At 51.8% G+C, this 22,146-nt stretch carries 26 protein-coding genes and 1 pseudogene; 2 read left to right on the forward strand and 25 right to left on the reverse strand.

The features are described 5' to 3' along the window. Window positions 1–57: 57 nt before the first annotated feature. The 21 genes and pseudogenes from ACGHUK_RS03945 to ACGHUK_RS04045 form a co-directional block, all read right to left on the reverse strand. Window positions 58–258, reverse strand: a complete 201-nt coding sequence (locus ACGHUK_RS03945) for a helix-turn-helix domain-containing protein (protein ID WP_005927005.1) — start codon at window positions 256–258, stop codon at window positions 58–60. A gap of 132 nt (window positions 259–390) precedes the next feature. Next, window positions 391–1,203 (reverse strand): DUF6551 family protein, encoded by an 813-nt coding sequence (locus ACGHUK_RS03950; RefSeq protein ID WP_390575090.1) that lies wholly within the window; start codon window positions 1,201–1,203, stop codon window positions 391–393. After that, the gene (locus ACGHUK_RS03955; RefSeq protein WP_223474485.1) at window positions 1,194–1,868 is read right to left on the reverse strand and encodes a type II toxin-antitoxin system PemK/MazF family toxin; all 675 of its coding nucleotides are present in this window, start codon (window positions 1,866–1,868) and stop codon (window positions 1,194–1,196) included. Before ACGHUK_RS03955 ends, ACGHUK_RS03950 begins: the two co-directional genes overlap by 10 nt. A gap of 68 nt (window positions 1,869–1,936) precedes the next feature. After that, on the reverse strand, window positions 1,937–2,164 hold the full coding sequence (locus ACGHUK_RS03960; protein WP_015538297.1) for a hypothetical protein: 228 nt from the start codon (window positions 2,162–2,164) through the stop codon (window positions 1,937–1,939). A 361-nt stretch (window positions 2,165–2,525) separates the two neighbouring features. Beyond that, a complete protein-coding gene (locus ACGHUK_RS03965; RefSeq protein WP_390575092.1) occupies window positions 2,526–3,014 on the reverse strand; it encodes a sigma-70 family RNA polymerase sigma factor in 489 nt (162 codons plus the stop codon). Between the two features lie 473 nt (window positions 3,015–3,487). Then, window positions 3,488–3,967: pseudogene (locus tag ACGHUK_RS03970) on the reverse strand (DUF4366 domain-containing protein); the annotation flags it as partial. Next, a complete protein-coding gene (locus ACGHUK_RS03975) occupies window positions 3,951–4,223 on the reverse strand; it encodes a DUF4315 family protein (protein ID WP_390575094.1) in 273 nt (90 codons plus the stop codon). The pseudogene ACGHUK_RS03970 and the gene ACGHUK_RS03975, both read right to left, overlap by 17 nt. 14 nt (window positions 4,224–4,237) lie before the next feature. Then, window positions 4,238–5,971 (reverse strand): C40 family peptidase, encoded by a 1,734-nt coding sequence (locus ACGHUK_RS03980; protein ID WP_390575095.1) that lies wholly within the window; start codon window positions 5,969–5,971, stop codon window positions 4,238–4,240. Continuing rightward, window positions 5,968–8,334, reverse strand: coding sequence for a VirB4-like conjugal transfer ATPase, CD1110 family (locus ACGHUK_RS03985; RefSeq protein WP_390575098.1), 2,367 nt, complete (start codon window positions 8,332–8,334; stop codon window positions 5,968–5,970). The genes ACGHUK_RS03980 and ACGHUK_RS03985 overlap by 4 nt, the downstream gene beginning before the upstream one ends. Continuing rightward, complete coding sequence (locus ACGHUK_RS03990; RefSeq protein ID WP_390575100.1) at window positions 8,309–8,671, reverse strand: PrgI family protein; 363 nt, start codon at window positions 8,669–8,671, stop codon at window positions 8,309–8,311. The genes ACGHUK_RS03985 and ACGHUK_RS03990 overlap by 26 nt, the downstream gene beginning before the upstream one ends. A gap of 13 nt (window positions 8,672–8,684) precedes the next feature. Next, complete coding sequence (locus ACGHUK_RS03995; RefSeq protein WP_390575103.1) at window positions 8,685–9,551, reverse strand: VirB6/TrbL-like conjugal transfer protein, CD1112 family; 867 nt, start codon at window positions 9,549–9,551, stop codon at window positions 8,685–8,687. A 271-nt stretch (window positions 9,552–9,822) separates the two neighbouring features. Further along, window positions 9,823–10,266, reverse strand: a complete 444-nt coding sequence (locus ACGHUK_RS04000; RefSeq protein WP_390575105.1) for a hypothetical protein — start codon at window positions 10,264–10,266, stop codon at window positions 9,823–9,825. Then, complete coding sequence (locus ACGHUK_RS04005; protein ID WP_390575106.1) at window positions 10,244–10,726, reverse strand: DUF3990 domain-containing protein; 483 nt, start codon at window positions 10,724–10,726, stop codon at window positions 10,244–10,246. The genes ACGHUK_RS04000 and ACGHUK_RS04005 overlap by 23 nt, the downstream gene beginning before the upstream one ends. An 84-nt stretch (window positions 10,727–10,810) precedes the next feature. Beyond that, window positions 10,811–11,026 (reverse strand): Maff2 family mobile element protein, encoded by a 216-nt coding sequence (locus ACGHUK_RS04010; protein WP_055186938.1) that lies wholly within the window; start codon window positions 11,024–11,026, stop codon window positions 10,811–10,813. 141 nt (window positions 11,027–11,167) lie between these two features. Beyond that, on the reverse strand, window positions 11,168–12,934 hold the full coding sequence (locus ACGHUK_RS04015; protein WP_390575108.1) for a VirD4-like conjugal transfer protein, CD1115 family: 1,767 nt from the start codon (window positions 12,932–12,934) through the stop codon (window positions 11,168–11,170). Continuing rightward, window positions 12,931–13,389 (reverse strand): PcfB family protein, encoded by a 459-nt coding sequence (locus ACGHUK_RS04020; RefSeq protein WP_390575110.1) that lies wholly within the window; start codon window positions 13,387–13,389, stop codon window positions 12,931–12,933. Before ACGHUK_RS04020 ends, ACGHUK_RS04015 begins: the two co-directional genes overlap by 4 nt. Before the next feature lie 30 nt (window positions 13,390–13,419). Beyond that, window positions 13,420–13,860 (reverse strand): DUF3846 domain-containing protein, encoded by a 441-nt coding sequence (locus ACGHUK_RS04025; protein WP_390575111.1) that lies wholly within the window; start codon window positions 13,858–13,860, stop codon window positions 13,420–13,422. A 135-nt stretch (window positions 13,861–13,995) separates the two neighbouring features. Continuing rightward, complete coding sequence (locus ACGHUK_RS04030; protein ID WP_390575113.1) at window positions 13,996–14,418, reverse strand: hypothetical protein; 423 nt, start codon at window positions 14,416–14,418, stop codon at window positions 13,996–13,998. A 63-nt stretch (window positions 14,419–14,481) separates the two neighbouring features. Then, complete coding sequence (locus ACGHUK_RS04035) at window positions 14,482–15,417, reverse strand: ParB/RepB/Spo0J family partition protein (RefSeq protein ID WP_390575115.1); 936 nt, start codon at window positions 15,415–15,417, stop codon at window positions 14,482–14,484. After that, window positions 15,374–16,207, reverse strand: a complete 834-nt coding sequence (locus ACGHUK_RS04040; RefSeq protein WP_390575769.1) for a ParA family protein — start codon at window positions 16,205–16,207, stop codon at window positions 15,374–15,376. Before ACGHUK_RS04040 ends, ACGHUK_RS04035 begins: the two co-directional genes overlap by 44 nt. After that, on the reverse strand, window positions 16,207–17,076 hold the full coding sequence (locus ACGHUK_RS04045) for a DUF6017 domain-containing protein (RefSeq protein ID WP_390575117.1): 870 nt from the start codon (window positions 17,074–17,076) through the stop codon (window positions 16,207–16,209). The genes ACGHUK_RS04040 and ACGHUK_RS04045 overlap by 1 nt, the downstream gene beginning before the upstream one ends. Window positions 17,077–17,663: 587 nt before the next feature. Here ACGHUK_RS04045 and ACGHUK_RS04050 point away from each other — a divergent pair. Both ACGHUK_RS04050 and ACGHUK_RS04055 read left to right on the forward strand, forming a co-directional pair. Then, the gene (locus tag ACGHUK_RS04050; protein WP_390575120.1) at window positions 17,664–17,894 is read left to right on the forward strand and encodes a DUF6061 family protein; all 231 of its coding nucleotides are present in this window, start codon (window positions 17,664–17,666) and stop codon (window positions 17,892–17,894) included. Between the two features lie 98 nt (window positions 17,895–17,992). Then, the gene (locus ACGHUK_RS04055) at window positions 17,993–18,550 is read left to right on the forward strand and encodes a hypothetical protein (protein WP_317421650.1); all 558 of its coding nucleotides are present in this window, start codon (window positions 17,993–17,995) and stop codon (window positions 18,548–18,550) included. A 25-nt stretch (window positions 18,551–18,575) separates the two neighbouring features. On the opposite strand, the gene ACGHUK_RS04060 is transcribed toward ACGHUK_RS04055, so the two are convergent. From ACGHUK_RS04060 to ACGHUK_RS04075, 4 genes are all read right to left on the reverse strand, one after another. Next, window positions 18,576–18,866 (reverse strand): transposase, encoded by a 291-nt coding sequence (locus ACGHUK_RS04060; protein WP_390575122.1) that lies wholly within the window; start codon window positions 18,864–18,866, stop codon window positions 18,576–18,578. Window positions 18,867–19,003: 137 nt separating this feature from the next. Next, window positions 19,004–19,939 (reverse strand): hypothetical protein, encoded by a 936-nt coding sequence (locus ACGHUK_RS04065; protein ID WP_390575125.1) that lies wholly within the window; start codon window positions 19,937–19,939, stop codon window positions 19,004–19,006. 12 nt (window positions 19,940–19,951) lie between these two features. After that, the gene (locus ACGHUK_RS04070; RefSeq protein ID WP_390575128.1) at window positions 19,952–21,487 is read right to left on the reverse strand and encodes a relaxase/mobilization nuclease domain-containing protein; all 1,536 of its coding nucleotides are present in this window, start codon (window positions 21,485–21,487) and stop codon (window positions 19,952–19,954) included. Next, window positions 21,459–21,893 carry a plasmid mobilization protein gene (locus tag ACGHUK_RS04075; protein WP_005930640.1) on the reverse strand — a complete coding sequence of 145 codons (435 nt, stop codon included), beginning with the start codon at window positions 21,891–21,893 and terminating at the stop codon, window positions 21,459–21,461. Before ACGHUK_RS04075 ends, ACGHUK_RS04070 begins: the two co-directional genes overlap by 29 nt. Window positions 21,894–22,146 lie beyond the last annotated feature (253 nt).

The raw sequence follows: 22,146 nt of genomic DNA on the forward strand, positions 1-22,146 counted from the left end.
TCAAGTCGTTTCGGGAATAGTATAGAAAAAGAAACCTCTTGAATCAAGGATGTCAGATCAGCCATTTACGCTGTCCGTGATCCACTGAAGAAAACGGTCTTTGGGTACGACCATCCGCTTACCGATGTGGAGCGTGGGAAAGCCGTCCGAACGGAGCAGGATGTAAGCGTTGGCGCGGGAGATGCCCAGCGCAGCAGCGACATGATCGGCTGTCAGCGTGATGGGAAGCTGCTCATACGAAGTGAACTGAGAGCGCATAGAATACCTCTTTTCTCTATATGTTGTATTAAATGAATACAGAAACACTATATATTGCACTTTGATATGTAACAAGGGGCATCTGCGGTTTGCGGATGCCCCTTGTGTATATGGGAGGAATGCCTGTGAATATCAGAATTTCATCGGCAGTGCGTCTTTTCTGCACTTGCCGTTGTAGGCGGTGTAGACGGGGAAAACGTATTTCTTCCATCCGCGCAGCTTTGCGGGGTCGTCCTGCCCGATGCGGTAAATATCGACCGGGTGGATGTTGCGCAGCGCACGGAGCAGCCGTTCTTCACTGAACTCGCCGTGGTACAGTTCCACAAAGTGCATCATGCCTTTCAGAACAGATGCCCGGAACGAATCCGGCTTGCCTTCCCATGCTGCCACGATCAGCCGCATCGTTTCACAGTAGAGCGGTTCGCCCATCTGCTTGTAGAGCCGGAAAGCCGTACCAACGCAGCCGATGCGGTAATCGGTCAGCTGCTGGCTGTCATAATTGAGGCTCAATCCCACCCGGTTGGTGGCTGCGAGAAAGGCTTTGGAGATAGCATCGCCGCCCACCACCTTGGCACGGAGCTTGATGCCTGCCGTCAGCGGCGCAGAGAAGCCGTTCTGCTCGGCAAAGAGCAGGGCTTCCTGCTCCACGGTCATGCCCGTGTACACCTTGCAGAGGATCGGCAGATCCTTGCCGCCGTTGCGGAGGATGCGCCCCTCGATGGTGTGCTGCCCATCCGTTACGATGAACTGACCGTTACGGAAACTGACCTTCGGCTCATTTGCCACATATTCGTTGAAGTGGGCGGCGATCAGTTCCACACGCTTGCGCTCCACACCGCGCTGATACAGTTCGCGGGGATAGACCAGCTTGCTGCTGTGGATGACCATAAGCTGGTACGGCGGGTTGACATGGATGAAGGGATTGTTATTGTCTTTCAGGCGCATCGCATTTCCTCCTTGATCCTCCAGATGTACGTTTCGGCTTCTTTCAGGATTTCAGCAACCTGCTGCTTACGCTTTGGGATGGTGAGCAGGCTGGGGTTAAATGTGAAGCTGTATTCCAGCCGCTGGATCATTGCGTGTACCGCAGCTTCCAGTTCGGTGTACAGCATCATGTCCTCAACGCTCCCAGCGTCCTCAAAGGACGATTTGATGGGCGTGTAGGGATAGATGGGCGGCTTGCCGTCAACCACCTCAGGCGGCGCGTAAGCCGCCGTAGAACGGATGATAGGTGGAAGCCGCTGAATGCTCCCCATCGGGTTCAGGGCAAGGCTGGCACGGACAGCATCATCCACCCGGCTCATTTCTTCCGGGGTGAGGTGTCCGAGAAATTTCAGCACCCTGCTTTTGTCTACGGTAAAGATCTGCTCTGCCTGAACGATGGATGGTACGGAGAGAAACTCGTTCACCAGCAGGCAGTGGGTCGGCTGGGTATACTTTTTTGCCGCCTTGCTTGTCAATGTGGCCACGATCAGCGTGGGCGAGTAAAAATTTCCTACATCGTTCTGGAGAACGACTGCCGGACGATTCCCACTTTGCTCTGAACCGATGGCGTTGTCGAAACGGGTGAAGAAAATGTCTCCACGCTGGAATTTCCAGTTTTGAATCAAAAGCTGCCCTCCTTTTACAATATGTACACCGCCCGCTGCACCTCCTTGGCAGTGGGCGGTGTGTTTGTTCAGCGGTTCATCACAACGTAGTCATGACCGCGCCGGGTCTGGCAGACTGTGCAAGTGTCCATGCTCCGGTCTGCGCTGGGAACAATGGCGATTTTGAACGCCTTGGATTCTACAAAGCTGCAAAGGCAGACACCGCAGAGCGTGCGGATAGACCGGATCATTTCCGGGGTCAGTTCCATTTCCTCGTAGATCGCTTGCTCTAAGGTGGTACGGTCGTTCTCGTTCATAAAACCTCCTATGTAGGACGAAAATGTGGATATATGGAATAAGTAAAAAGAACAGGCGTGGACGAAGACCGAAAACAGCATTCGGCCACGCCTGATTTAATAAGTTAAGGTCTCGCATATTCGCCCTCGGCTCCCTGCGAGTGGGGCATAAACATCTGGCAGCGGACTTGTACCGCTCCATTGGCATTTCAGCCACCCCGTCTGCTTTGTGACCGGGCCGCGAATTACGGAAGTATCATTATCGGAGTACCAGATGACGGAACTATTCAGTTTTCAAAGAACATGAGTGCAGACATTTCGTTCAGCGGCTTTCGCCGTCTGGTGAATTGTCCTTTCACTTGGTAGGCATCGAAAACGCCTTTCAGACAACCTCAATTTGAAAGTTTTTGATAAAATTAGTAATTCTGCGGATTTTCTTACTAATATTCTGCTTTGTTGTGCCAAATACTTTAGAAATTTCAACGGTGTCATATTCTTCATAGGCGTACAGAGTAATCAGCTCAAGGTCTGCATCCGACAAATTTTCCAGCGCAGACAGCAGTCGTTCGTCCTCGATCTCACCAATCCATGTGAAGCGGCTCTTGGTTTCACGATAGTGTTCGGTAATAGAAATGGCTTCCTGATACTTGTTCATAAGGGGCGAGTAGGCTTCTTCGCCCTGCTCAAAGGACGGAGCGGCGATTTCCTGCGTGTGGTTCTGGTAAGAACGTGCAGCATTGAAAACAGACCAGTCATACTCATACATTGCCTGAATCACTTCAATGCTCATGCCAGCTTCCTCATACTGCTTGCGCATGATAGCCCACTGACGGTCAAAGTTCTTCTTTTCCAAACCATAATTAAAGCCCATGTGTAACCTCCAAATTTTCGATAAAACGTGAAATGTCGAAAATTTGGAGATACTACGGATATTTCGCCATCTGGGGCAGCCACGAAAAGAGGGCAAACATAAAACCTGCTCCTTTTCGGGAGCAGGCCATCTGAAGCTATAAAAAATAGCCGGACAACAGCCAACCGAAGGATTTTCAAGCGAAAATCTTTCAGTCAAGCTGCTGCCCGGCCATTTGGTGCTACGTTTCATACATTGCCTTATGGCAATGGCCCGTTGCTCGGTGCTAACAGTCCATATTCAGAGTGCAGTGCACCCGATTGTTTTATAAAACTGATGTTTACTTGGCCCGAATGGAAAGGTCGAGCCATAACATTTTCCGGCAACGCCAGCATTTTATATGGATGAATCCAGTGCAGTCGGCGGTCATTCGATAAAGTTTTAAGTTGCACTTGGGGCAAAACTGCCAGTGTTCCGTAATTGCTTTCTTCTTATGATGCCGCCGCTTCTTCTGCGGCTTTCTTGGCTTCTTCCTCGGCTTTCAGCTTATCCCGTTCCGCCTGCGCCGCCGCTTCCTTTTCAGCGGTATAAGCATCGGCAGCATCTTCTTCCATCAATGCCAGAAGGTCGGCTTCGTCCACCAGATTCATAAAGTGGACGGTCTGCTGCCCCTTGGCGTTGCGGTCGATGACCAGATAGAAGGTGTTGCCGGACTTCGACACCAGCGTAATGAACTGCTGTCCGCTGCCATCCGAATAATTGGTGTGGTAATCGTCCACCAGCGTCAGATTGCCCTCCGGGGTCAGGGCACCAGAGGTTTCGTCCGTAATGGTGACAATATCCTCCACCACCTCCGGCAGAACCGGCTGCTCCACCGGGGCAGCTTCGCCCTCAAAGGCAAAGGCGGGAGCTGCCATGCCAGCGCACAGCACCGCCGACAGCATCAGGGAGCAGAACTTATTCATCATCTTCATTATCGGATTCCTCCTTATCAATAGTTGCACCCACAGCGGACAGCGCAGCCGGGTTCGGGGTAGTGTTAGCAGACTGCCGCAGCAGGGCGGCGAGCTGTTCCGGGGTCACATTAGCCGTGCGTACCATGCTGCTGACCTCAGCGGCTTCTTCCTCCTGAATCCGACGCTCCAAAACCGCAATGCGGTTATTCAGCTTGATGCGGCGCTCCTGCTCTTTCTTGAGCGTTGCCCGCAACTTATCCAGTTTTTCGCTCATAGTAATTCCTCCAATCATTTTGAAAGCCGTCCGAACCCGGCGAGATGCTTCTCCCAGTAGGACGAGTGAATGTTTGCATACTTGATGGGGTCGCCAGCGGACACCATCATGCCGTTGCCCAGATAGATCCCGGTATGGCTCATGCCGGGGGTGTCGTAGGTGCCTTTGAAAAAGACCAAATCACCGGGCTTTGCTTCGGCCTCGCTGATGTGCTGGCTCTTATTCCACAAGCCGTTGGCGGTAGTGCGCCCCACATCGTAGCCGTTCTGGTTGTACACCCAGCAGACGTAGCCGGAGCAGTCAAAGCCTGTTTCCGGGGAGGAACCGCCCCAGACGTAAGGCGTGCCCACATACTTTTGGGCTTCCTTGTAGATGGCGGCAAACTCGCTGTCCGTCAGTGCTTCTGCCGGAACCTGATAGTCGATGCCGGGTGTGCCGGAGCCATCGGAGCCACCGGGCGGCAATCCGCCGTTGAATAGATAAGGCCGACCACCCAAGGTATCTTGGAAAATCTCGTACCGTTTCCATTGGTCGTTATTCAGTTCTTCCCGAATGACCACTTCCAAGCCACGGTTCACCAGCTTGGTGTGGAAGATGCGGTACTCGTAGGGAACCTGCGTGGGAACCGGGATGCCTGCCGGAGTCATGACCCAGACCGTCATATACCGAGTTTGCACCTCCACCCATGTGGTAAGCTTGTACTGCTTTTTGAAGGTCTCCTTTAGCTTACCCTGCACCTCCGACCGGGTGTAATCGTCATACAAAGTCGTGAGAAAAGAGGTGAGCTGCCACGGGTCATGCTCGATGGGGTCAAGGTGGTACTGATACTCGTTGTAGCCGGGATGGTCAGTGGGAGTGCGCTTGATCTTTTTATCCAGTTCCTTTTCCAGCTTCTTGTAGTCCTGTTCTGCGCCCCGGATGTCCCGATCCTCGGCAGAGTACATGGTCTGCCCGGATACCTGTGTACCGCCCGAAAAGAGGATGCCGCAGGAGGAAAAACCAGACATGACCATGAGGATGAGCAAAAGAAAAACGCCCACGATCACCAGAACGTGCGCGTTGCCCTTGGCGGCATTTATCAGCCCTTTCACGGCGGTGCTGACGGCGGTTTTGCCCTTCTCAACAGCCTGTTCCACGCCGGACCGGGCGGCAGATGCACCGTTGGATGCCGCCTTACCGCCTGCGGTCTGCGCCGCTGTGCCCGAACGGGCGGCGGCATAATAGCTCTGCCGGATGTCCTGTTTCTGCCGCCACCGGGAAAGCCAGTTGGAACTGCCCTCGCCGGTGCCGGATGCACCTGCATCTTGTGCCGCAGTCGGCTCCGATGCGGAAGATTTAGAGGTTTTGGAGCTTTTCTTGCCCTGCATCTTGGCTTTCTTCTTGAGCTTCCGGGCATAGCGGCTTTTGGAAATATCACGAACATTTCCTGCCGCTTTTTCGCCCTCGCTCAACGCCTGCGTGCCCACATTGTCGTCCTCGTACTGGTCAACCTCCCGATGCACCGCAGAGCGAGCGGCATGGGCGGCGTACATTTCACGCTTCTGCGCCTTGCTCAACCGTCTCAGTTCGTCCGGGGTCAGTTCCGCCTTGCCAAACCGCAGGTGCTGGGCTTTCTCTGCCGCCTTTTCCGCATCGGTTTTCAGCTTTTTCTTTTTAGGCACCGACTGCTCCACCTTGGTTTTCTTCGGGGGAGAACGAGTCTTTTTTGCGGACGTTTCCTCTTTGATGTTCAGCTTCGGTTCACTCATTTCTGCGCGCCCTCCGAGACTTCACCCAACTTGGTGGTCATAATGCGGTAGAGTTCCAGATCGGTGGGGAAACGGTCCACAAACGGCAGAATGACATTTCCGAAAAACAGCAGCCCTTCGCCCTCGCCGGAGTGGGTGACATAGGAAAGCTGGTGGGGCGAGATGTTGAGCTGCTTCGCCAAAATCTGCCTATCACCAGCGGCCTGATTCAACATGATAATCATGTCCGAATTTTCAAAAATATTCTCGACCTCACGAGAAGAAAGAAGGTCTTTCACGTTCTGCGTTAAACCAGTCGGGATGCCGCCCCACTTGCGGAAACGCTTCCAAATCTCGACAGAATAAGCGGCGGTCTGCTCCTCTTTTAAGAGGAGGTGCATCTCATCCATATAATACCGGGTGGATTTGCCGCTGCTGCGGTTTGCCGTAACACGCCCCCACACCTGATCCTGTACAATGAGCATACCGAGCTTCTTCATCTGCTTGCCCAATTCCTTGATGTCATAGCAGACGATACGGTTGTTGACGTTCACATTGGTGCGGTGGTTGAACAGGTTCAGGGAGCCTTTGACGTAGATTTCCAGAGCCGTGGCAACATGGTGGGCTTCTTTTTCGTCCTGTTGGAGCAGGGCGTTGTATAAGTCCTCAAGGATGGGCATATTCTCCGGGCAGGGGTTCGCAAAATATTTGCGGTAGATCAGATGCACACAGCGGTCAATGACCGTTTTCTCCACCGGCAGCAGACCTTCCTTGCCGCCCACCACCAGTTCACAGAGGGAAAGGATAAAGTCGGCTTTCAGGGAAAGCGGGTTATCTTCCTCGGAGTAGTTGGCATTGATGTCCATGGGGTTGATAAATTGGGTGCTGTTGGGGCTGATTTTGATGACCTGACCTTTCAGCCGATTCACCAGCGGAGAATACTCTCCCTCAGGATCATTGACAATAATATCATCATCCGTCACCAGAAAGGCGTTTGCAATTTCACGCTTTGCTGAGAAACTTTTGCCAGAGCCGGGAGTGCCGAGGATCAGGCCGTTGGGGTTTTTCAGCTTCTTCCGGTCCACCATGATCAAGTTGTTGGACAGGGCATTCAGCCCATAGTACAGGCTCTCTTTGCCGGACTGATACAGTTCCTGCGTGGTGAACGGGATGAAAATGGCCGTGCTGCTGGTGGTCAGCCCTCGCTGAATTTCGATCTGGCAATCTGCCAGCGGCAGGCTGCTCATCAGCCCCTGCTCCTGCTGAAAGTCAAGGCGGCACAGGTTGCAGTTGTGCTTCTGTGCAATGCTGGATGCCTGAAAAACGTTGTTTTCCAGTTCCTGTTCCGTGCGCCCGGTGTTCAGCACCAGAAAGGTGACAAGGAACATCCGCTCGTTCTGGCTCTGCAATTCCTTCAAAAGAGCCTTGGCATCTCTGCCGTAGGTCGCCAAATCTGACGGAATGATGTCAATGTCATACCCGGCACGGATGGCTTTTTTCTGTTCCTCGATCTTGCTGCGGTCCAGTTCGGTGATGGTGCGCTTGACGGTCTTGATGGCACGGTTCTGATCGACACTCTGAATGTGCATGGTGACGATCTGGCTGGAATCCATGTCCAGAAAGTCCTTCAAAAGCTGGTCGCTGATGTCGGATGCCGTGATGCTCAAAAAGCTGGCGGCGCAGTAGATGCCGCCCATCTGGAATGTCCGGGAGTTTTTGAAGGCAAAGGCGGTGGGTGCAATAGCATCCTTCACCGAAAGCCCACTTTTTACGAGGTCTTTCCAGTCGAAATGAAACTTGCTGGCACCGTCCATGTTGAACATATCGTGCATGAGTTTCAGCCGCTGGACACCGTTCAGGGGCTTTGCCTGCACCCCCAGCCGGTGAAAGTTGTTGAGCAAATCGTTCTGGATGTGGTCGAGCCGGGGCTTGACCTGCGCCATGCTTTCGCCCTCCACGCCGAAGGTGATGAATTTGGTCTTGGTCAGACCATTATTGCCCTTGGCAAGCTGCTGGCGCAGCATCTGGGAATACTCCGCACGAACATCGTCAAAGCCGTCCTTCTGGAACGGGATACGGATGCTCTTTTCAAACTCGGTGCTGTCGGTTGCCATGTTCACAAAGGACAGTTCAAATTTGATGCTGGAATCGAAGAAGTTCAGAAAACTGCACCATTCCTCGAAAATCGCCGTCTTATCCTCCTGCTGGGCGAGCTGATAATTGATGTCCTGATACTGGATGGTGCGGGTGTAGTAGTTGGGCTTCACCCGGCAGGTGCCATCCTCGAACATTCGCTGCATGGGGATGGACTGCTGGGCGGTCCGGGGCACCGTGGACTTGGGCGGCTTTTTGCCGTCCTTATTCTTTTTCAGAAACGGAATCATGGGTCATGCCTCCCTTCATCAAAATCGCATAGTAGTTGTTGGTCTTGTACGGACGCACCTTCGGGCGAACAAAACGCGCCTGAAAGTAGTACCGCAGAATCTTTTCAGCGGACTGGCCGTTTTTCTGGTACATGGCCAGAAAGAACATAGGCAGCATCACCGCCATCATGCCGAGGGTGGCGGCAGTGTTGCCGCCAGAATCCCGGAGAACAAAAAACAGCGGCACTCCAATGAGAGCCGCTGTGCCGAAACAAAGCAGTTGCCGTTTCGTCAGATTGAATGCGACCTTCGATTTCACTTTCGTCAGGTCACGGGGAACGGAAATATACGCAGCCAATAAAGCACCTCCTTTAGTGCGCTCCGAGGACTGATTTCGTCACGGAGCTGGTCTTGAACAGACTGAAACAGAGCAGAACGGTATAGCCCACAATGCTCCAAATGGAGTTGATGGCATCCCCGGAAATCGCCACGCTCTGTATCAGCACTGCGTAAATCGCCACGCAGATGAGGATGAGAAAGCCCTGAAAGCCCAGTGCAAACAGGCATTTCAGGTAGTTCTGCCCCATGTGGCTCTGCTCGTGGTTGCCGAAGGTTGCCATGGGGATGGGCGCAAGGCTTACCATGCAGTAAATTTCAATCATTCTTCCGTAGACAATGACGAAGATCACGATGCTCAATATCCGCATGGTGATGCCGATGAAGAAACTTTGCAGGAAAAGCCCGAACAGGGGGCCAACATCCATCTGCATCAAGCTGGATTGCAGCATGGAAAGCCCGATGTCGTTGACACGGGTATTTCCGGCAACGATGCTGCTGGAATCGGACACTACTTTCTGGGTGATGTCGAACACTGCCATTACGATATCGAAGGTGTTGGAGATGAGCCAGACCGACACCGCCGTTTTGAAGATCCATCGCATGATGAGGGCAGGCTCAAACTGTGCCATGTTGTTGTGCTGAGTGATCATTTCTATCAGTTCATAACAGGCGATGAAGGTCAGGATGATGCCTGCAATGGGCAGCACCACGTTCCGGGAGAGGGCTTCGATCATGGCGAATACTCTCGGCTCAAAGCTGGAGGGCTTGGTGCCCACCTGCTGTGCGATGTTGCCAACCTGTGTGTTCACATCGTCGAACAGGCCGCTGAGATTTGACATGATGCCTGCCGTCAGGATGCCTTTGATCCAGTCGGCAATGGCTTTGAGAACGGTTTCCATTCAGCAGTCACCGTCCTTAGCTGAAGTGGTTGATAAGGGTCTTGAGAAGGTTCAGGAGAAAAATAATGTGGGTCAAAAACTGCATAAGACACCGCCTTTCATTGATGGGTGGATAAAAACGCAGCTTGGGGCACGGTCATTCAATAAACCTGCAAACCGCAGAGGGCTTTCCGCTGCTGCTCAAGCCGCCGTATGGAATAATCGCCTCAGAAGCCGATGAAAACAAAAATGCCGACTGCTTTTTGGCAATCGGCATAGGACAATAATTCAGTTATGCAAGCATTTTGCCCTCCAGATAGGAGCAGCGGAGATAATCAGGATTGGTGTAGTACACGTTGGAATTGAAATCAGAGATCTCATCCGTGATAAACGACGAAAAAACATCCAGAATTGCCTGTGCAGCATCCTCATCCTTCATGGTGGACAGCACCAGCCCCTGATACAGCATTCCGATGGAGGTTGCAGAAGGGGCCGTATAGCGGCACTCTGCAACAGTATCAAAATCCCCATCCGGGATGTTGAGATCTTCAATCAGCTCATCTGAAACCTGCTCAAAGGACAGGCAGTGGTTTACTTCTGCCAGCCGGAGCTGCCGTTCGATGTCGGCTTTTGTGAAGTGGCGGATCACATCCTGCCGATGATTTTTGGTCTTGCGGGCGATGGTCTCAATCAGGCTGCAAACATAGAGAATATCATTTTTCTGCTTTTCGGTCATGGATGGATTCACTCCTCTCAAAGGTCAGGCAGTGCAAAGCGTTTACGGTATGAAAGCTGATCTGGTGTGTTGGATGCTTGAATTTCGCCAAGGCCCAAAATGCTTCACGGCTGATCTGCCCGGACGTAAATCCGTTGACGTAATCCCAAATGGTGTCGTCTGCCATGGGTCCCTCCACAATATCGTAGGGATGGGTTTCGCCTGCACGACATCTTGCAATAAAATCCAGCCATTCGTCCGACATTTCAGGGAAACGCAGGATCTTCAGGTCGGGATTTTCTGCATAGCGATAGACGTTCACAAGGCCATCGGCAGAACGGCGGTCTGCCCAGCGGTAGGCTTGCTGATAGTTGTTCGTGCAGTAGAATCCCCAAGAAAAGTCCTTTGTATACCGTGTGATGCGGATTTCGGGATAGACAACTTCTTCTTTACTGCCATGATACAATAAAATCTCGCTCATCTGCTTCACCTTCTGTATGTGAGATAGTTGCTATGGCTTTCCCTATTATAGTATGTACCGAGCGGCAACCGCCGCCCGCTGTTCTTAACCGAACAGACCGCTCAGCAGGGGAATCAGGGTAATGCCGACCAGCGCAACGCCACCGCCAGCCATGAGCTGCTTCATGCCCTGACTCTTACTGCCGGGGTTGTCGTTACCATAACCTTCCAGCAGGTTGATTGCACCCCACACGCCGAGACCGGCACCCAGAGCCACGACCAGAGTCTGAAGAACTTCGATAGCAGAGTTGAAGAATTCCATAGTCTTTTCTCCTTTATTATAAAGCGTTTCCGGTCATTTGTACACACCCAAAATCTTGTAGTTTTACGCTGCATAACCGCAGCAAGGCTGATTTTCTGGTGCACCTTTCTAGCCGGGATAAAAATAAAACCGCCTACCGGGTCAGGCAGACGGGAGCGAATCAGCGTCCACCACGATGAACTCATCACCGGGGTGGATTTTTGTTTTTCGGTTCAGATACTTTTCAATATCGAAGATGTTTTTGGCGTCGTAGTCCGAGGTCAGCTTGTAGTTAGGGTGCTGGGTCAGATCGTACTTGTCAGAAAGAAACGGTCTGACACCACGCAATTGCAAAATACACTTGCCGCCGTCCAGCACCGCAAGCTCGTCCCGGCTCAATAATTCGTGTCCAAGTTTTTGGTAGTTGGTGCCATAGCTTGGGCTATTGCCACGGGTATCGGAATTGTTGTAGCTGTCGATGGTTTCCTTGCCCAGCATTTCAGACAGGTCTTTCAGGGTGGTAGGCTCGCTGCCGCCGAGGAAAATCTGGCTGTCCATGTTGCCCACGATGGTATCTGCGTTGTCCTTGTAGATAGCTTTCAACTGGCTTCTCGCCTGCAAAACAAGGCAGGCGGAGATCTCACGGCTGCGGATGGTTGCCACCAGTTTTTCCAGCTGCGGAATCTGGCCAATGTTGGCACACTCGTCGATGAGGCACCGCACATGGATGGGCAGCTTTCCACCGTACACATCGTCTGCCTTGTCGCACAGCAGATTGAAAAGCTGGGTGTAGACCATGCTGATGAGGAAGTTGAAGGTGGAATCCGTGTCCGACATGATGAGGAACAGCGCCGTTTTCTTATCGCCCAGCGTGTCCAGTTGCAGCTCATCGTACATGGTGAGGTCACGCAGTTCCTGAATATCGAAGGGCGCAAGCCGTGCGCCGCAGGAGATCAGGATGGATTTTGCGGTCTTGCCGGCAGCCAGCTTGTAAAGTTTATACTGCCGCCCGGCAAAGCTGTTGGGCTTCTTTTTTGCCAGTTCTTCAAACAGCAGATCCACCGGATTCTGGTATTCCTCGTCGTCCTCCAGCACCTGCATGGTGTTCAGCATTTCCAGCAGAGTGGCGAAATTTTGCTCCTCCACGGGGGCTTCATAATGCAGATAAGCGATCAGGGCAGTAAGCAAAAGACGTTCACTTTTCTCCCAGAAGGGGTCTCCACCAGACCCTTCCCCCTTGGTGTTGGTCATCAGCGTTGTCACCAACTTCAAAATGTCCTTTTCGCTGTGGACGTAGGCAAAGGGGTTGTAGCGCATACTCTTGGAAAAGTTAATGGTATTCAGAATTTTCAGCTTGTAGCCGTTCTTCAGGAGGGCGTTCCCGCACTCGACCACAATACTGCCTTTCGGGTCTGTTATAACATACGAGCTGTGGCACTGAAGCAGGTTCGGTTTCAGCCAAAACCGGGTCTTGCCGCTGCCGGAGCCGCCCACCACCAGCACATTTTTGTTCCGGGCATTCTTGGGGTCAGGCGGACGGTTGCTCATCATCAACCGTTCTGTTTTGGTCAGGATGATGTTGTCGGCAAACTTGGGGGCCATGAACGGCTCAATGTCCTTGGGCGTACTCCACCGGGCAGAGCCGTATTCCATGCCGTGGCGGTACTTTTTTGCATTTTTGCCACGCAGATAGACCGCCAGCCGTAACCCTGCGCCGCAGCACAAACCCACCAGCAAATCAAGCGGATGCAGGCTGGGCAGAGGGTTCGCAAACGCCGCCGGGATGGTGCCCATCATGGACATAATGCGTTCGCCCAGTTCTTTGCCCTCGGCAAGCCGCCATGCTTCGCCAAAGTTGGTTGCAACCAGACCTAGCAAAATATAGGGCAGATAGAGCGCCAGCAGCTTTGTCAGCTTTTTTGTAGTCACAGCCCACGCTCCTGTTCCTTGTGCCGGACTTTGCCGGGGAGTTCTGCTGCCGCCTGCATCAGCTCCTGCAATCGTGCCAGCACCGAGGGGCGTTTATCTTTGTTCAGCAAAGATGCCGAGTATTCCTTGAACGCGGATTGAAATGCTTCTGCATCCGGGGCTTTGAAAAAGACCAGATACCGGGGCGGCACCTCGGAGGTGTCCTTGCGGATGGCGTAGTCGATGCCGTATTTTTTGGCGTAGCGTTCCAAACCACGGATGCCGGTTTTGCTGATCTCCACGCTGGATACGCCACGGTTTTGCCGCAGAAGGGTACGGACGCTCTGCTTGCCTTGGGATGCCTTGGACTGGTACAGCCGATACGCCGCCTTTACCGCCCGCAGGACAGTCCGGGCAGACAATTTCGTGGTGGAGATCATCAGGTTGAAGGATTTCTGTTCGATTTCTTCCTGCACTGCCATCACCTCCCATGCAGCAGGATGCTTTTAGCGGTCATGCTCTGCCGGGGGCTTGGTGTGGGGCTTTTCTGCCGGAGGTTCATCGGGCACTGGCAGCACCAGCAGGCGATTGCCCAGCTTCAGAAAGGCTTCCGGCTGATGGAAAAGTTGCTCGTACTTCTGCGCCAGTTCCGGGGTCAGGGATGCAAAATCCTCCTCGCCCAGTCCCACCACCAGAAAAGTCCCGGCAACGGCATCGTACATCTGCCCGTCCTCGTCCCGCAGGGCACGGTTCAACGGCAGTCCCATGAGCTTGCCGTTATCGTTGTAGACGATGGCGACCGGGTCATCGGCAAAGGGGTAGCTTGCGCCGATGGAGCCGCCCACCGCCTGCTGCAAGGCTTTCAGGTCGTTATCGATCTCGACCTGCTGCGGATACTGTCCCGGTGCAATTTTCAGCACCGACAAGGTGCTCTCGTTCTGTTCCATTATCGTCCTCCTCGAATTTGATAGAGATCTCCTGCCCGACACGGGCGGCGTTCAACAGAGCCGCCACGAAGAAGCCGAAAAAGACACCTGCTTCAAAAAATGCGAAACCGATAAAAAAGTTCAGCATGGCACACCTCAGTCCATGCAGATGCAGGGCAGCTTTTGGTCGTCTGCCATCAGGGTGATGCTGTGGCTTGCCAGATACTTCTGAAACAGGTAGACCTCATCAATGGTCAGCGAGATGACTTCGCCATCCATGTTGGTGCGAGCCAGAATCACCGGGCCGGTCAGGTAGTGCTTGCCGCCCATCTTCAGAACCTGCGCCGGGTTGTAGCAGAGCAGCAGCGAGGTGTTGGGAAGGTTCAGGCAGGCATCATCCTCCTCAAAGCAGGGCAGGATGCCCGGAGCCTCGTCCAGCGTGATGATGGTCAGTTCCATATCCGGGGCAATGGCTGCGAGGTAGACCTCACCGCCCCGGTTTGCCGCCAGCGCAGCGCAGATACGCACATCAATGGTGATCTCTTCGGAGCGGATAGTACGGGTAGCGTTGTTTTTCATAGGCTTTTCTCCTTTTGATTGCAAAAGAAAAAGACCCCATCGGGTCTTGCGTTACGGTATAAGTCAGCGTTCGTTCTGCCGCTGCTGTTTGCGCTGCCACTGTTCCAGCAGCTTGATGATGGTGTCCTCCATCTGTTTCGGGGTGTAGCTGCGAGGAAAGTATTTCCGCAGGGTGTCGTTTTTGATGACCACCTTGTCCAGCTCGTCTTTTTTCTCCTCTCCCATGACCGCAAAGGCAACGTCATACGAAAAGTGCCCTTCCTGAGCCAGCTTTTTAAGCCGCTGCGCTTGGGAAAGGGACGGCGCATTCTGGGTGTCCTCCATGGCTTCTAAAAAATCCCGCTGTTGGTTCGTGTCGAGATACGACAACTCCACAGCGGGATTAAAGGCAATTTTCTTTTCGTCTACCATGTCCAGCAGTTCCGGGATAAGGCTGGTCAAGCGGATAAACCTTTGGACATTTCGAGCGTTGTCACCTGATTCATCAGCGACAATATCTCGCGCTTTTGCACCATTTAACTTGTGGCCAATTTGGCCACAAGTTAAATCCGACCTAGCACCTTGATTTTTTAGAGCTTCCAGCTTCATTTTGTAGGCGAAAGCCCGTTCACTGGGCAGGATGTTTTCACGTTGGAGATTCGAGTCCACCATAAGCAGAACAGCGGCATCATCATCCATATTGCGGACGATGACCGGCAGGGCATCCAGCCCTGCAAGCTGGGCTGCGTGCTGGCGGCGGTGCCCAGAGATGATCTCATAGCCACCTTCGGGGCGGGGACGGGCAATCAGTGGAGACAGCACGCCGTACTGCTCTACGCTTTCTACGGTGCGCTGCATGGACTCGTCATCCAAGACCTTAAAGGGGTGTTTTTTGAAGGGAAACAGTTCTTCGATGGGAATCTGCTGCACCTGCTCTCTCTGCTGTTCCTGCCGGGATTCCTCGGTGGAGAAAATGTCATCTGCCCCTTTCAGCGACACGTTTAAGCTGTTTTTCGGCATCAGCCAACACCTCCCTCGTCAAAGATTGGTAGGCTTCTGCCACCTTGCCTTTGGGGTCATGCTGGAAAATGCTTTTGCCCACTGCACTGATTTCCGCAGCACGGACAGACCGGGGAATGGTCTGGTCAAACACCTTGATCTTGCTGCCGTAGGCTCCCCGAATCAGGTTGTCGATCTGTTGTCCATAGTTGGTGCGGTTATCAGTCATAGTCAGCAGGATGCCCTCAATTTTTAGTTTCGGGTTGATCTGCCGCCGGACTTTCTGCACCGTCTGCAAAAGCTGTTCCAGACCCTTTGCAGACAGGTACTGCGCCTGCACGGGAATCAGGGTGGTGTCTGCCGCTGCCAGTGCATTCACGGTCAGCATCCCAAGGGAAGGGGTGCAGTCCAGCAGAATGAAATCATACTCGTGCTTTGCACCTTCCAGCACTTGTTTGAGCATCTTTTCCCGGTTCATGCAGTTGACAAGGGACACTTCCAGCCCTGCCAGTTCGATATTAGCCGGGATCAGGTCAACGCCCTCTGCATGGTGCAGGATACCCTCACCGGACGGAATGGGCTGGTCGTTCATAGCTTTTGCCATCAGGGTGGAAAGGGTAGTGGGCAGTTCATCGGGCTGCTGCCAGCCCATGCTGATGGTAAGTGACCCCTGCGGGTCAGCATCCACCAACAGGACTTTTTTGCCCTCCATTGCCAACCCGATGCCCAGATTTTCACAGGTGGTGGTCTTGCCGGTGCCGCCTTTCTGGTTGACGATGGCTATCGTGGTTGCTTTCTTTGAAATTTCTATCACCCCCTGATATTCAAGTCGTGATTGGCTTGGTTCTGATAATAAAGCTGCATTGTAGTCGGTGCATTGTACAGAGAAGCGAGCAGATATTGTTTCATGTTACGGATTGGGCTGCTGTTCTCTGCAAGGCACTTCAGCACAAAGCGGATATGGTCAGCGTTCAGCTTCATAAACCGACTGCGTACCACCTCGGCGGGCTTATCATCCCCGGCGATGTGCAGCAGCTTGCGGTTGGTGGAACAGGTGTCCACCAGCAAATCTACGATCTGATAGATGGTGTCCTCATCGTCCGGGTAAAGCCGGAGCAGAAGGTCTATCTCTAAAGAATGTGAAAAAAATTCTTCGAGCAGTTTACGATTCTTCATCTTCTCCGATTCATCGGAAAGGATAGGATTCGTATTATTCATCTCTGTTTTATTTTCTTTCTTCTTAATACCTCGTGATTTTACCGGGTCTTGACAAGTGATTTTAGAGCCACAAGAATCGTCATTATCACGATTCTTGACACTCTCCTTTGAAGATTCTGCCGAAAAGTTTTTCACATACACCAAACATGGCTTTCCTTGCCCTCGACGTTTTCGTTCAATCAAACCAAATCCTTCAAGTTCCCGGAGCAGTCTGGTCGCTTTGTTGTCTGCGCAACGCAAAGTCCTCTTGACATCCTCAATCGTGAAGATGATGAACACTCGGCCTTTTTGGTCAAACCATTCATTTTTAACAGAAAGGCTCATGCGGTCAAGCAGGATGCCGTACAGGGTCTTTGCATCGGTTGACAGATTTTGAAACCGCTGCTCCTGAAAAAGAGCCTTGGGAATGCGGAAGAACGAAAAGAGTTCTCCGGCCTGTCCGTAAAAGTAGTCAAGGGTCATACAATTCTGTCAAGGATGAAAAAACAACGATGATTCATTGACATGGTTGACAAATCCTCCTTATAGATAATTCGTGCAAACAAAAAGCGCAACTTCGATTGATGAAAATCGAAATTGCGCGATGTAACTTAGCCGGGGGAGAAAAGTCATTTGTCGGGGTCGTTTGACCACAATTTGACCACAAAAGGAATGAAACGTCTTGACATCAAACGAAATAGAATGAAAAAACGAATTCGAAAATTGGTGATATAGCGTATAGTGTGTGCTGTTTTGACCAATGTGTCCGCGAGTGGAGCACAATGGGGTTCAAGAGGCCGTGAGTTCGATTCTCGCCACTCGGACCAAACAAAAATAATCCGAACTTGTTTCCGATAGGAGATGGGTTCGGATTATTTGTTTTCTTCGGAAAATTAGCGTTTGCGAAGCAATGAAAGCCCCAGTGGGGCTTTTAAGCGACGGAACGGTCTGCGTTAGCAGATGGAGGGGCTTTGCCCCGACAAGTTCCATGCAGGTGTCCGTGGAAGATAAAATCCGAAATCATAGATTGACCGACATAAGCCACAACATGATTTCAGGAGGACATGAATGTGAAGTACGATGAAAGAGCCTGTAAATTCAACATGGACACCGGCTGCGTGGAACTGCTGCTCCGGGATGGGAGAAAAATTTCCATCGACTGCACCGGGGTCGAGGATGCGCTGGACGTGACTATGGTGCAGAGGGCAGAATTGGACTACCTCATCTACAATGACCCACTGGCGTATGCAGATTTGATTCTGAATGGTGACCCGGAGAAATATCTGAAACAAATTTTGTGAAATGAATATTCTGCGATTTTACTGAAGAATTGACAATGTAGCGAAAACTAGATATCATAGCAACAGGCTTTATTTTGTTTCAGAAGAGGTATTAGCATATGGAAGCGTATGAATTAGATAAAATAAAAGTTTTGGCAACTTCTTTCCGTGGTGCAATTGAGATAGCAAAAGATGCTGGTGAATTTGATAATGACTTTGCATTTCCTCGATTTCCCAAAGGATGCTGTGGAGATACAAGCGATCTTTTAGCTGAGTATTTGGCACAGCATGATATTTACACATATTATGTCTGTGGTCAAAAAGGTACCCAATCACACGCATGGCTGGTTCTTGTAAACACTGTAACAGTGACAACTGATAATTCAGATGCTGACAGAAAGTATAAAAGTCTGATAAGTGTTTATAATGAAGATAATGATGTAATGCTACTGCGAAAATACTATAACTTAAAAGATGCTATTATTATTGACATAACCGGAGATCAGTTCACAAATCAAAAATGTTTTTTGTATTATAACATTCCTGTTTATGTTGGTTTTTTAGATGACTTTCATAAACTTTTTAGGGTGGATCAATGCTCTATCCATGAACCTGCTAGATTGTGGGATGCTCGCTGCAAAAGTCTGTATCGAGCAATAACTAAATATATAAAGTGATTTGCAGTATGAAACGAAATTTTTTTCAATTAAGGTATAAAACAAAAACAGGGTGCGCCCACCCGGACGCACCCTGCCAAAAGCCACAGACGATAGCGATATGTACAACAGGGAGTTCCCCAGCGGCGGGAACTTCCTGTTTTTCTTTTCCTGCAAGATGAGCCTGTTCCGCCTGCCATGCAGCAAACTCCCGCTGGCCTTCCTCGCTGTTCCAGCAGGCAAGGATGGCCGGGTAGAATGCCCGTGCCAGACGGTCAATGACTTCATCGGGATAGGGGGAAGAGTTTGTGGACTTTTTCTTTTTGTTCAAACGCACGCTCCTTTGATCGTCCCACCGTGGCAAATTTGGGCGAGAAAATCAAAGTTTCAATTTTTATCAGGCGCAGGGGCGCGGATAGTTTCCGCCCTGCACTTGCGGCTGGTGGCCCGTTGATGGCTTACAAGTGCCTGTCGTTATGCCGTTTTAGAGGATTCATCGCTGGATTCTGCAAGAACTTCATCCAGCGTTTTCAAAAATTCAAGATGAGGCTTCAGGGCAAAGCGAAGAACCTTGACCTGTTCCGGATGCGTAAGAAGTTTCGGGTTCAAGTCGAACGTAACTTCCCAACTCTTTCGCATGAGAGATTCAGCATTGTGGAGCCGGTAGTATAGTTCGAGAAACTTTTGGGGAACATCATAGCTTTCATCAATGGTGTTGCTGGCGGCTTTCTCTGCCTGCTTCACCGTCACTTTGTTAGGCTTGACTTTCTTCGGCTTCGGCACATAATTCTTGATTTCCTCAAAAATTTCAGCCTGTTCTTCGGGCTTGGCCTTGCCGAGATTTTCGAGAAGATAATCGGGAATGTGCAGTTCCTCGCGGAAGAACCGATCACGGAAACCGGGAGACAGTTCATCCGCAACGTCAACGCCGTGGGCATAGTATTCTGCCCGGCGGACTGAACTTGCGCTGCTGTGATTTTCCTGTGCGATGCGCTCACAGGTTTTCATAGGCTTCTGGTTGTGTTCAGACTGAACACTGCCAGATTTCTTTGCAGTATGCTGATTGCCGCGAAATGCCTCGGTACGCTTTTCAGAGGAATACTGCTTGCCCATCAGAAACTTCTTTTGCTCCGGCGTGAGGTTGCGCCGCCCCAACTGGTTCTTGCAGATCCAAGCGAGAACTTCTTCTCTGCTTTCAAACGGGAGCGGCATGGTGGAGAAAGAGATTTCGGGATGTTTCTGAAGAATCGCATAACGGTTGTGTCCATCAACAAGGGTATTACCCCAGACAATCAAAGGAGAGAGCAGCTTGCCCTCTTTCAGGATATTTTCTTCAAGCTGCTTAAATTCATCATCGGTCAGAGGGGGAATCTGGGACTGGAACTCCGGGTCGATTTTCAGATTGATCATACGCACACTCCTTTATCTCTCCTGCTGCGCCGGTTCTTCCTCCCGGAAAAAGGACGCAACATTCTGCTTTGCGGTTTTCAGTTTGAGCAGTTCTTCCTTAGCTTCCTTGTACTGCTCGTAGAACTTTGCCTTTTCGGATGCCAACTGCGCATACTCGGCTTCCAGCTTTTTCGGGTTGGGCAGCTTTGTGATGTTGTTTGCTTTGAAATAGGCTGCTGCCGCCCGGTACGCTGTCAGCTCTGCACGATGCTGTTCCTCAAAGACTGCGGGGCGCTTGGCGGTCTTTAACTGCTGGGCAACATTCTTGGTACTGGTGTAGGCTGCGACCTGATAGCGCAGTTCTTTGTTGGCCTTCATGCGACCTTCAAGGTCTTTCACCACCGCCAGCGAGTCGTGGTACTTGGTTTCCAGTTCGGTGATGCGCTGGTTCAGGGCGTCCTCGTCGGTCAAGCCCTTTTCCTGCAGAAGCTTCACGGTCTGTGCCATAACTTTGAGATTGTGTTTCGTGAGCCAACGCTTATAGCCGATGCCCTTGCCCTCGGTCATCTTCGACTGGATGTCGATCGGTTTCCCGATGGTATCCTGCTTGAACTGCGCCTTGGGTTTTCGTTCGGTGTTTACCTGCAACGTGGAAAGCACTGCTGCCTTATCGAACTTGTCACCGAGATGTTTCGCCCGGATGAACTTCGTTCTGCCGGAAGGCAAGTAACTGAGTTGTCCACGGCTTTCCTTGACGGCAATGCCGTACTGCTGCAAGAGCCTGTCCGAGAAATCTTCAAAACTCGTTGCAACATTGAGAACCTCCGAAATCTGTCTCCGCAAGACTTCTTTTGCGGTTTCAAACTTCGTTTGTGTGGGCTGCTGACCTGTTGCGAGCAGGGCAGCGTTTTCATGGTCGAGTTTCAGTTGACCTCGCTGTTTCATCCAGTATTCGCGCTCGCTCACACGAACCTTCGAGCCGTTGAGCAGGTCGATCTGGTACAGTCCAGCACCTTCGCACAGCTCCATGACCTCGACACGCAAGTGCCGCATGGTCTGGGCCGTGCTGGAGTGCTTCATACCCTCACACCAGTCGCGGGGCTTTTGCATATAGGGCTTGCGTTCCACTTCTCGCATTCGGATGCTGCCGATCACGATGTGGACATGGATGTTTCCCGAATGGTTGTGCCCATCGGGGTGAGTGCAGACGATGGCGGGATGACCGGGGAAGTTTTCTTCGCAGAATTTCAGGCCAAGTGCCTGTGCCTTTTCCATGGTCAAGCCGTTGTCGGCTGCATCTCTTGGGTCAAAGCTGATGATATACTGGTGGCTTTTAATATCACCATGCTGGGTGTTCTTGCCATACTTGCGGTTTGCCAGCAGACAGGCCGTTGCAAATGAGAAATCACCGCACTCAAGGGTGTCGAGCAGGTAGGATTCCCGCAGCTTCGGCTTGCCCTGTTCATCCAGAAGCTGCTTTCCGGTGAACTCATCGTGTTGGTAGATCAGGTACGCTTCAATGGCGGTGTAGTCCGAGTTCTTAGAGGCGATATGCTTGAGCGTTGCCATACAGTTCACCCAGAACTTTCTCGGCGTGCAGCCGAAATGCGGTCAGGTCTGCAAGTTCGTCAAGGAGTTTCGCCCGGATCTGTTCGGTGTCTGCACCGCCGGAATTGAAGTGCCTTGCAAGCTGGTTCAGGTTGCCGCCCACCTTGCTGCACTGAGCAAGCAGGGTGGAAACAGCGGTCAGGGTTTCTTCACCGCCGCCGGCAACGATGACCGTTTTCTCGATTTTGACGTTGTGAATGGCTCGGCGGATAAAAGTGGAGAGGGAGAGATTCAGGAGTTTGCAAGTGAGTTCCAGTGACGCTTTTTCCTCCGCTGTCACACGGAACTTGATGATGTGCGTTTTGTTGTTCGGCGTGTCGTGGCGCTGGGAATTGCTAGGGGTCAGTTGAACATTCGTTTTGGTCATTGTACCTCCTGTCTGTTCGATAACTCCTCGGTGAAGTTATGTAAGCACGACACGCCGTTCCATTCGTGCCGTAAGGCACGAATGATGAGCAGGGTTTGGGGTTGGACCGCGCTTGCGAAGCGCAGCGGAGCAATGAAAGCCCCGGTGGGGCTTTTAAGCGGCAGCGCGGTCTTGCGCAAGCAAGATGGAGGGGCCTTGCCCCGACAAGCGTTACCCCAACAAGATCACTTCGGAAATGCAGACGCATTGTAGA

Source organism: Faecalibacterium sp. i25-0019-C1 (assembly GCF_042854225.1).
In the GTDB taxonomy this organism is placed as follows: Bacteria; Bacillota; Clostridia; order Oscillospirales; family Ruminococcaceae; genus Faecalibacterium; species Faecalibacterium taiwanense.

What these genes read in the sequence shown, in the direction of transcription:
- ACGHUK_RS04005 (WP_390575106.1), bottom strand. Translation starts at nt 10,726, where the DNA reads ATGAGCGAGATTTTATTGTATCATGGCAGTAAAGAAGAAGTTGTCTAT.
- ACGHUK_RS04045 (WP_390575117.1), bottom strand. Translation starts at nt 17,076, where the DNA reads ATGACCCTTGACTACTTTTACGGACAGGCCGGAGAACTCTTTTCGTTC.
- ACGHUK_RS04030 (WP_390575113.1), bottom strand. Translation starts at nt 14,418, where the DNA reads ATGAAAAACAACGCTACCCGTACTATCCGCTCCGAAGAGATCACCATT.
- ACGHUK_RS04075 (WP_005930640.1), bottom strand. Translation starts at nt 21,893, where the DNA reads ATGACCAAAACGAATGTTCAACTGACCCCTAGCAATTCCCAGCGCCAC.
- ACGHUK_RS03950 (WP_390575090.1), bottom strand. Translation starts at nt 1,203, where the DNA reads ATGCGCCTGAAAGACAATAACAATCCCTTCATCCATGTCAACCCGCCG.
- ACGHUK_RS03975 (WP_390575094.1), bottom strand. Translation starts at nt 4,223, where the DNA reads ATGAGCGAAAAACTGGATAAGTTGCGGGCAACGCTCAAGAAAGAGCAG.
- ACGHUK_RS04070 (WP_390575128.1), bottom strand. Translation starts at nt 21,487, where the DNA reads ATGGCAACGCTCAAGCATATCGCCTCTAAGAACTCGGACTACACCGCC.
- ACGHUK_RS03995 (WP_390575103.1), bottom strand. Translation starts at nt 9,551, where the DNA reads ATGGAAACCGTTCTCAAAGCCATTGCCGACTGGATCAAAGGCATCCTG.
- ACGHUK_RS04010 (WP_055186938.1), bottom strand. Translation starts at nt 11,026, where the DNA reads ATGGAATTCTTCAACTCTGCTATCGAAGTTCTTCAGACTCTGGTCGTG.
- ACGHUK_RS03980 (WP_390575095.1), bottom strand. Translation starts at nt 5,971, where the DNA reads ATGAGTGAACCGAAGCTGAACATCAAAGAGGAAACGTCCGCAAAAAAG.
- ACGHUK_RS03965 (WP_390575092.1), bottom strand. Translation starts at nt 3,014, where the DNA reads ATGGGCTTTAATTATGGTTTGGAAAAGAAGAACTTTGACCGTCAGTGG.
- ACGHUK_RS04025 (WP_390575111.1), bottom strand. Translation starts at nt 13,860, where the DNA reads ATGGAACAGAACGAGAGCACCTTGTCGGTGCTGAAAATTGCACCGGGA.
- ACGHUK_RS04055 (WP_317421650.1), top strand. Translation starts at nt 17,993, where the DNA reads ATGGAAGCGTATGAATTAGATAAAATAAAAGTTTTGGCAACTTCTTTC.
- ACGHUK_RS03985 (WP_390575098.1), bottom strand. Translation starts at nt 8,334, where the DNA reads ATGATTCCGTTTCTGAAAAAGAATAAGGACGGCAAAAAGCCGCCCAAG.
- ACGHUK_RS03945 (WP_005927005.1), bottom strand. Translation starts at nt 258, where the DNA reads ATGCGCTCTCAGTTCACTTCGTATGAGCAGCTTCCCATCACGCTGACA.
- ACGHUK_RS03960 (WP_015538297.1), bottom strand. Translation starts at nt 2,164, where the DNA reads ATGAACGAGAACGACCGTACCACCTTAGAGCAAGCGATCTACGAGGAA.
- ACGHUK_RS04035 (WP_390575115.1), bottom strand. Translation starts at nt 15,417, where the DNA reads ATGCCGAAAAACAGCTTAAACGTGTCGCTGAAAGGGGCAGATGACATT.
- ACGHUK_RS04065 (WP_390575125.1), bottom strand. Translation starts at nt 19,939, where the DNA reads ATGATCAATCTGAAAATCGACCCGGAGTTCCAGTCCCAGATTCCCCCT.
- ACGHUK_RS04000 (WP_390575105.1), bottom strand. Translation starts at nt 10,266, where the DNA reads ATGACCGAAAAGCAGAAAAATGATATTCTCTATGTTTGCAGCCTGATT.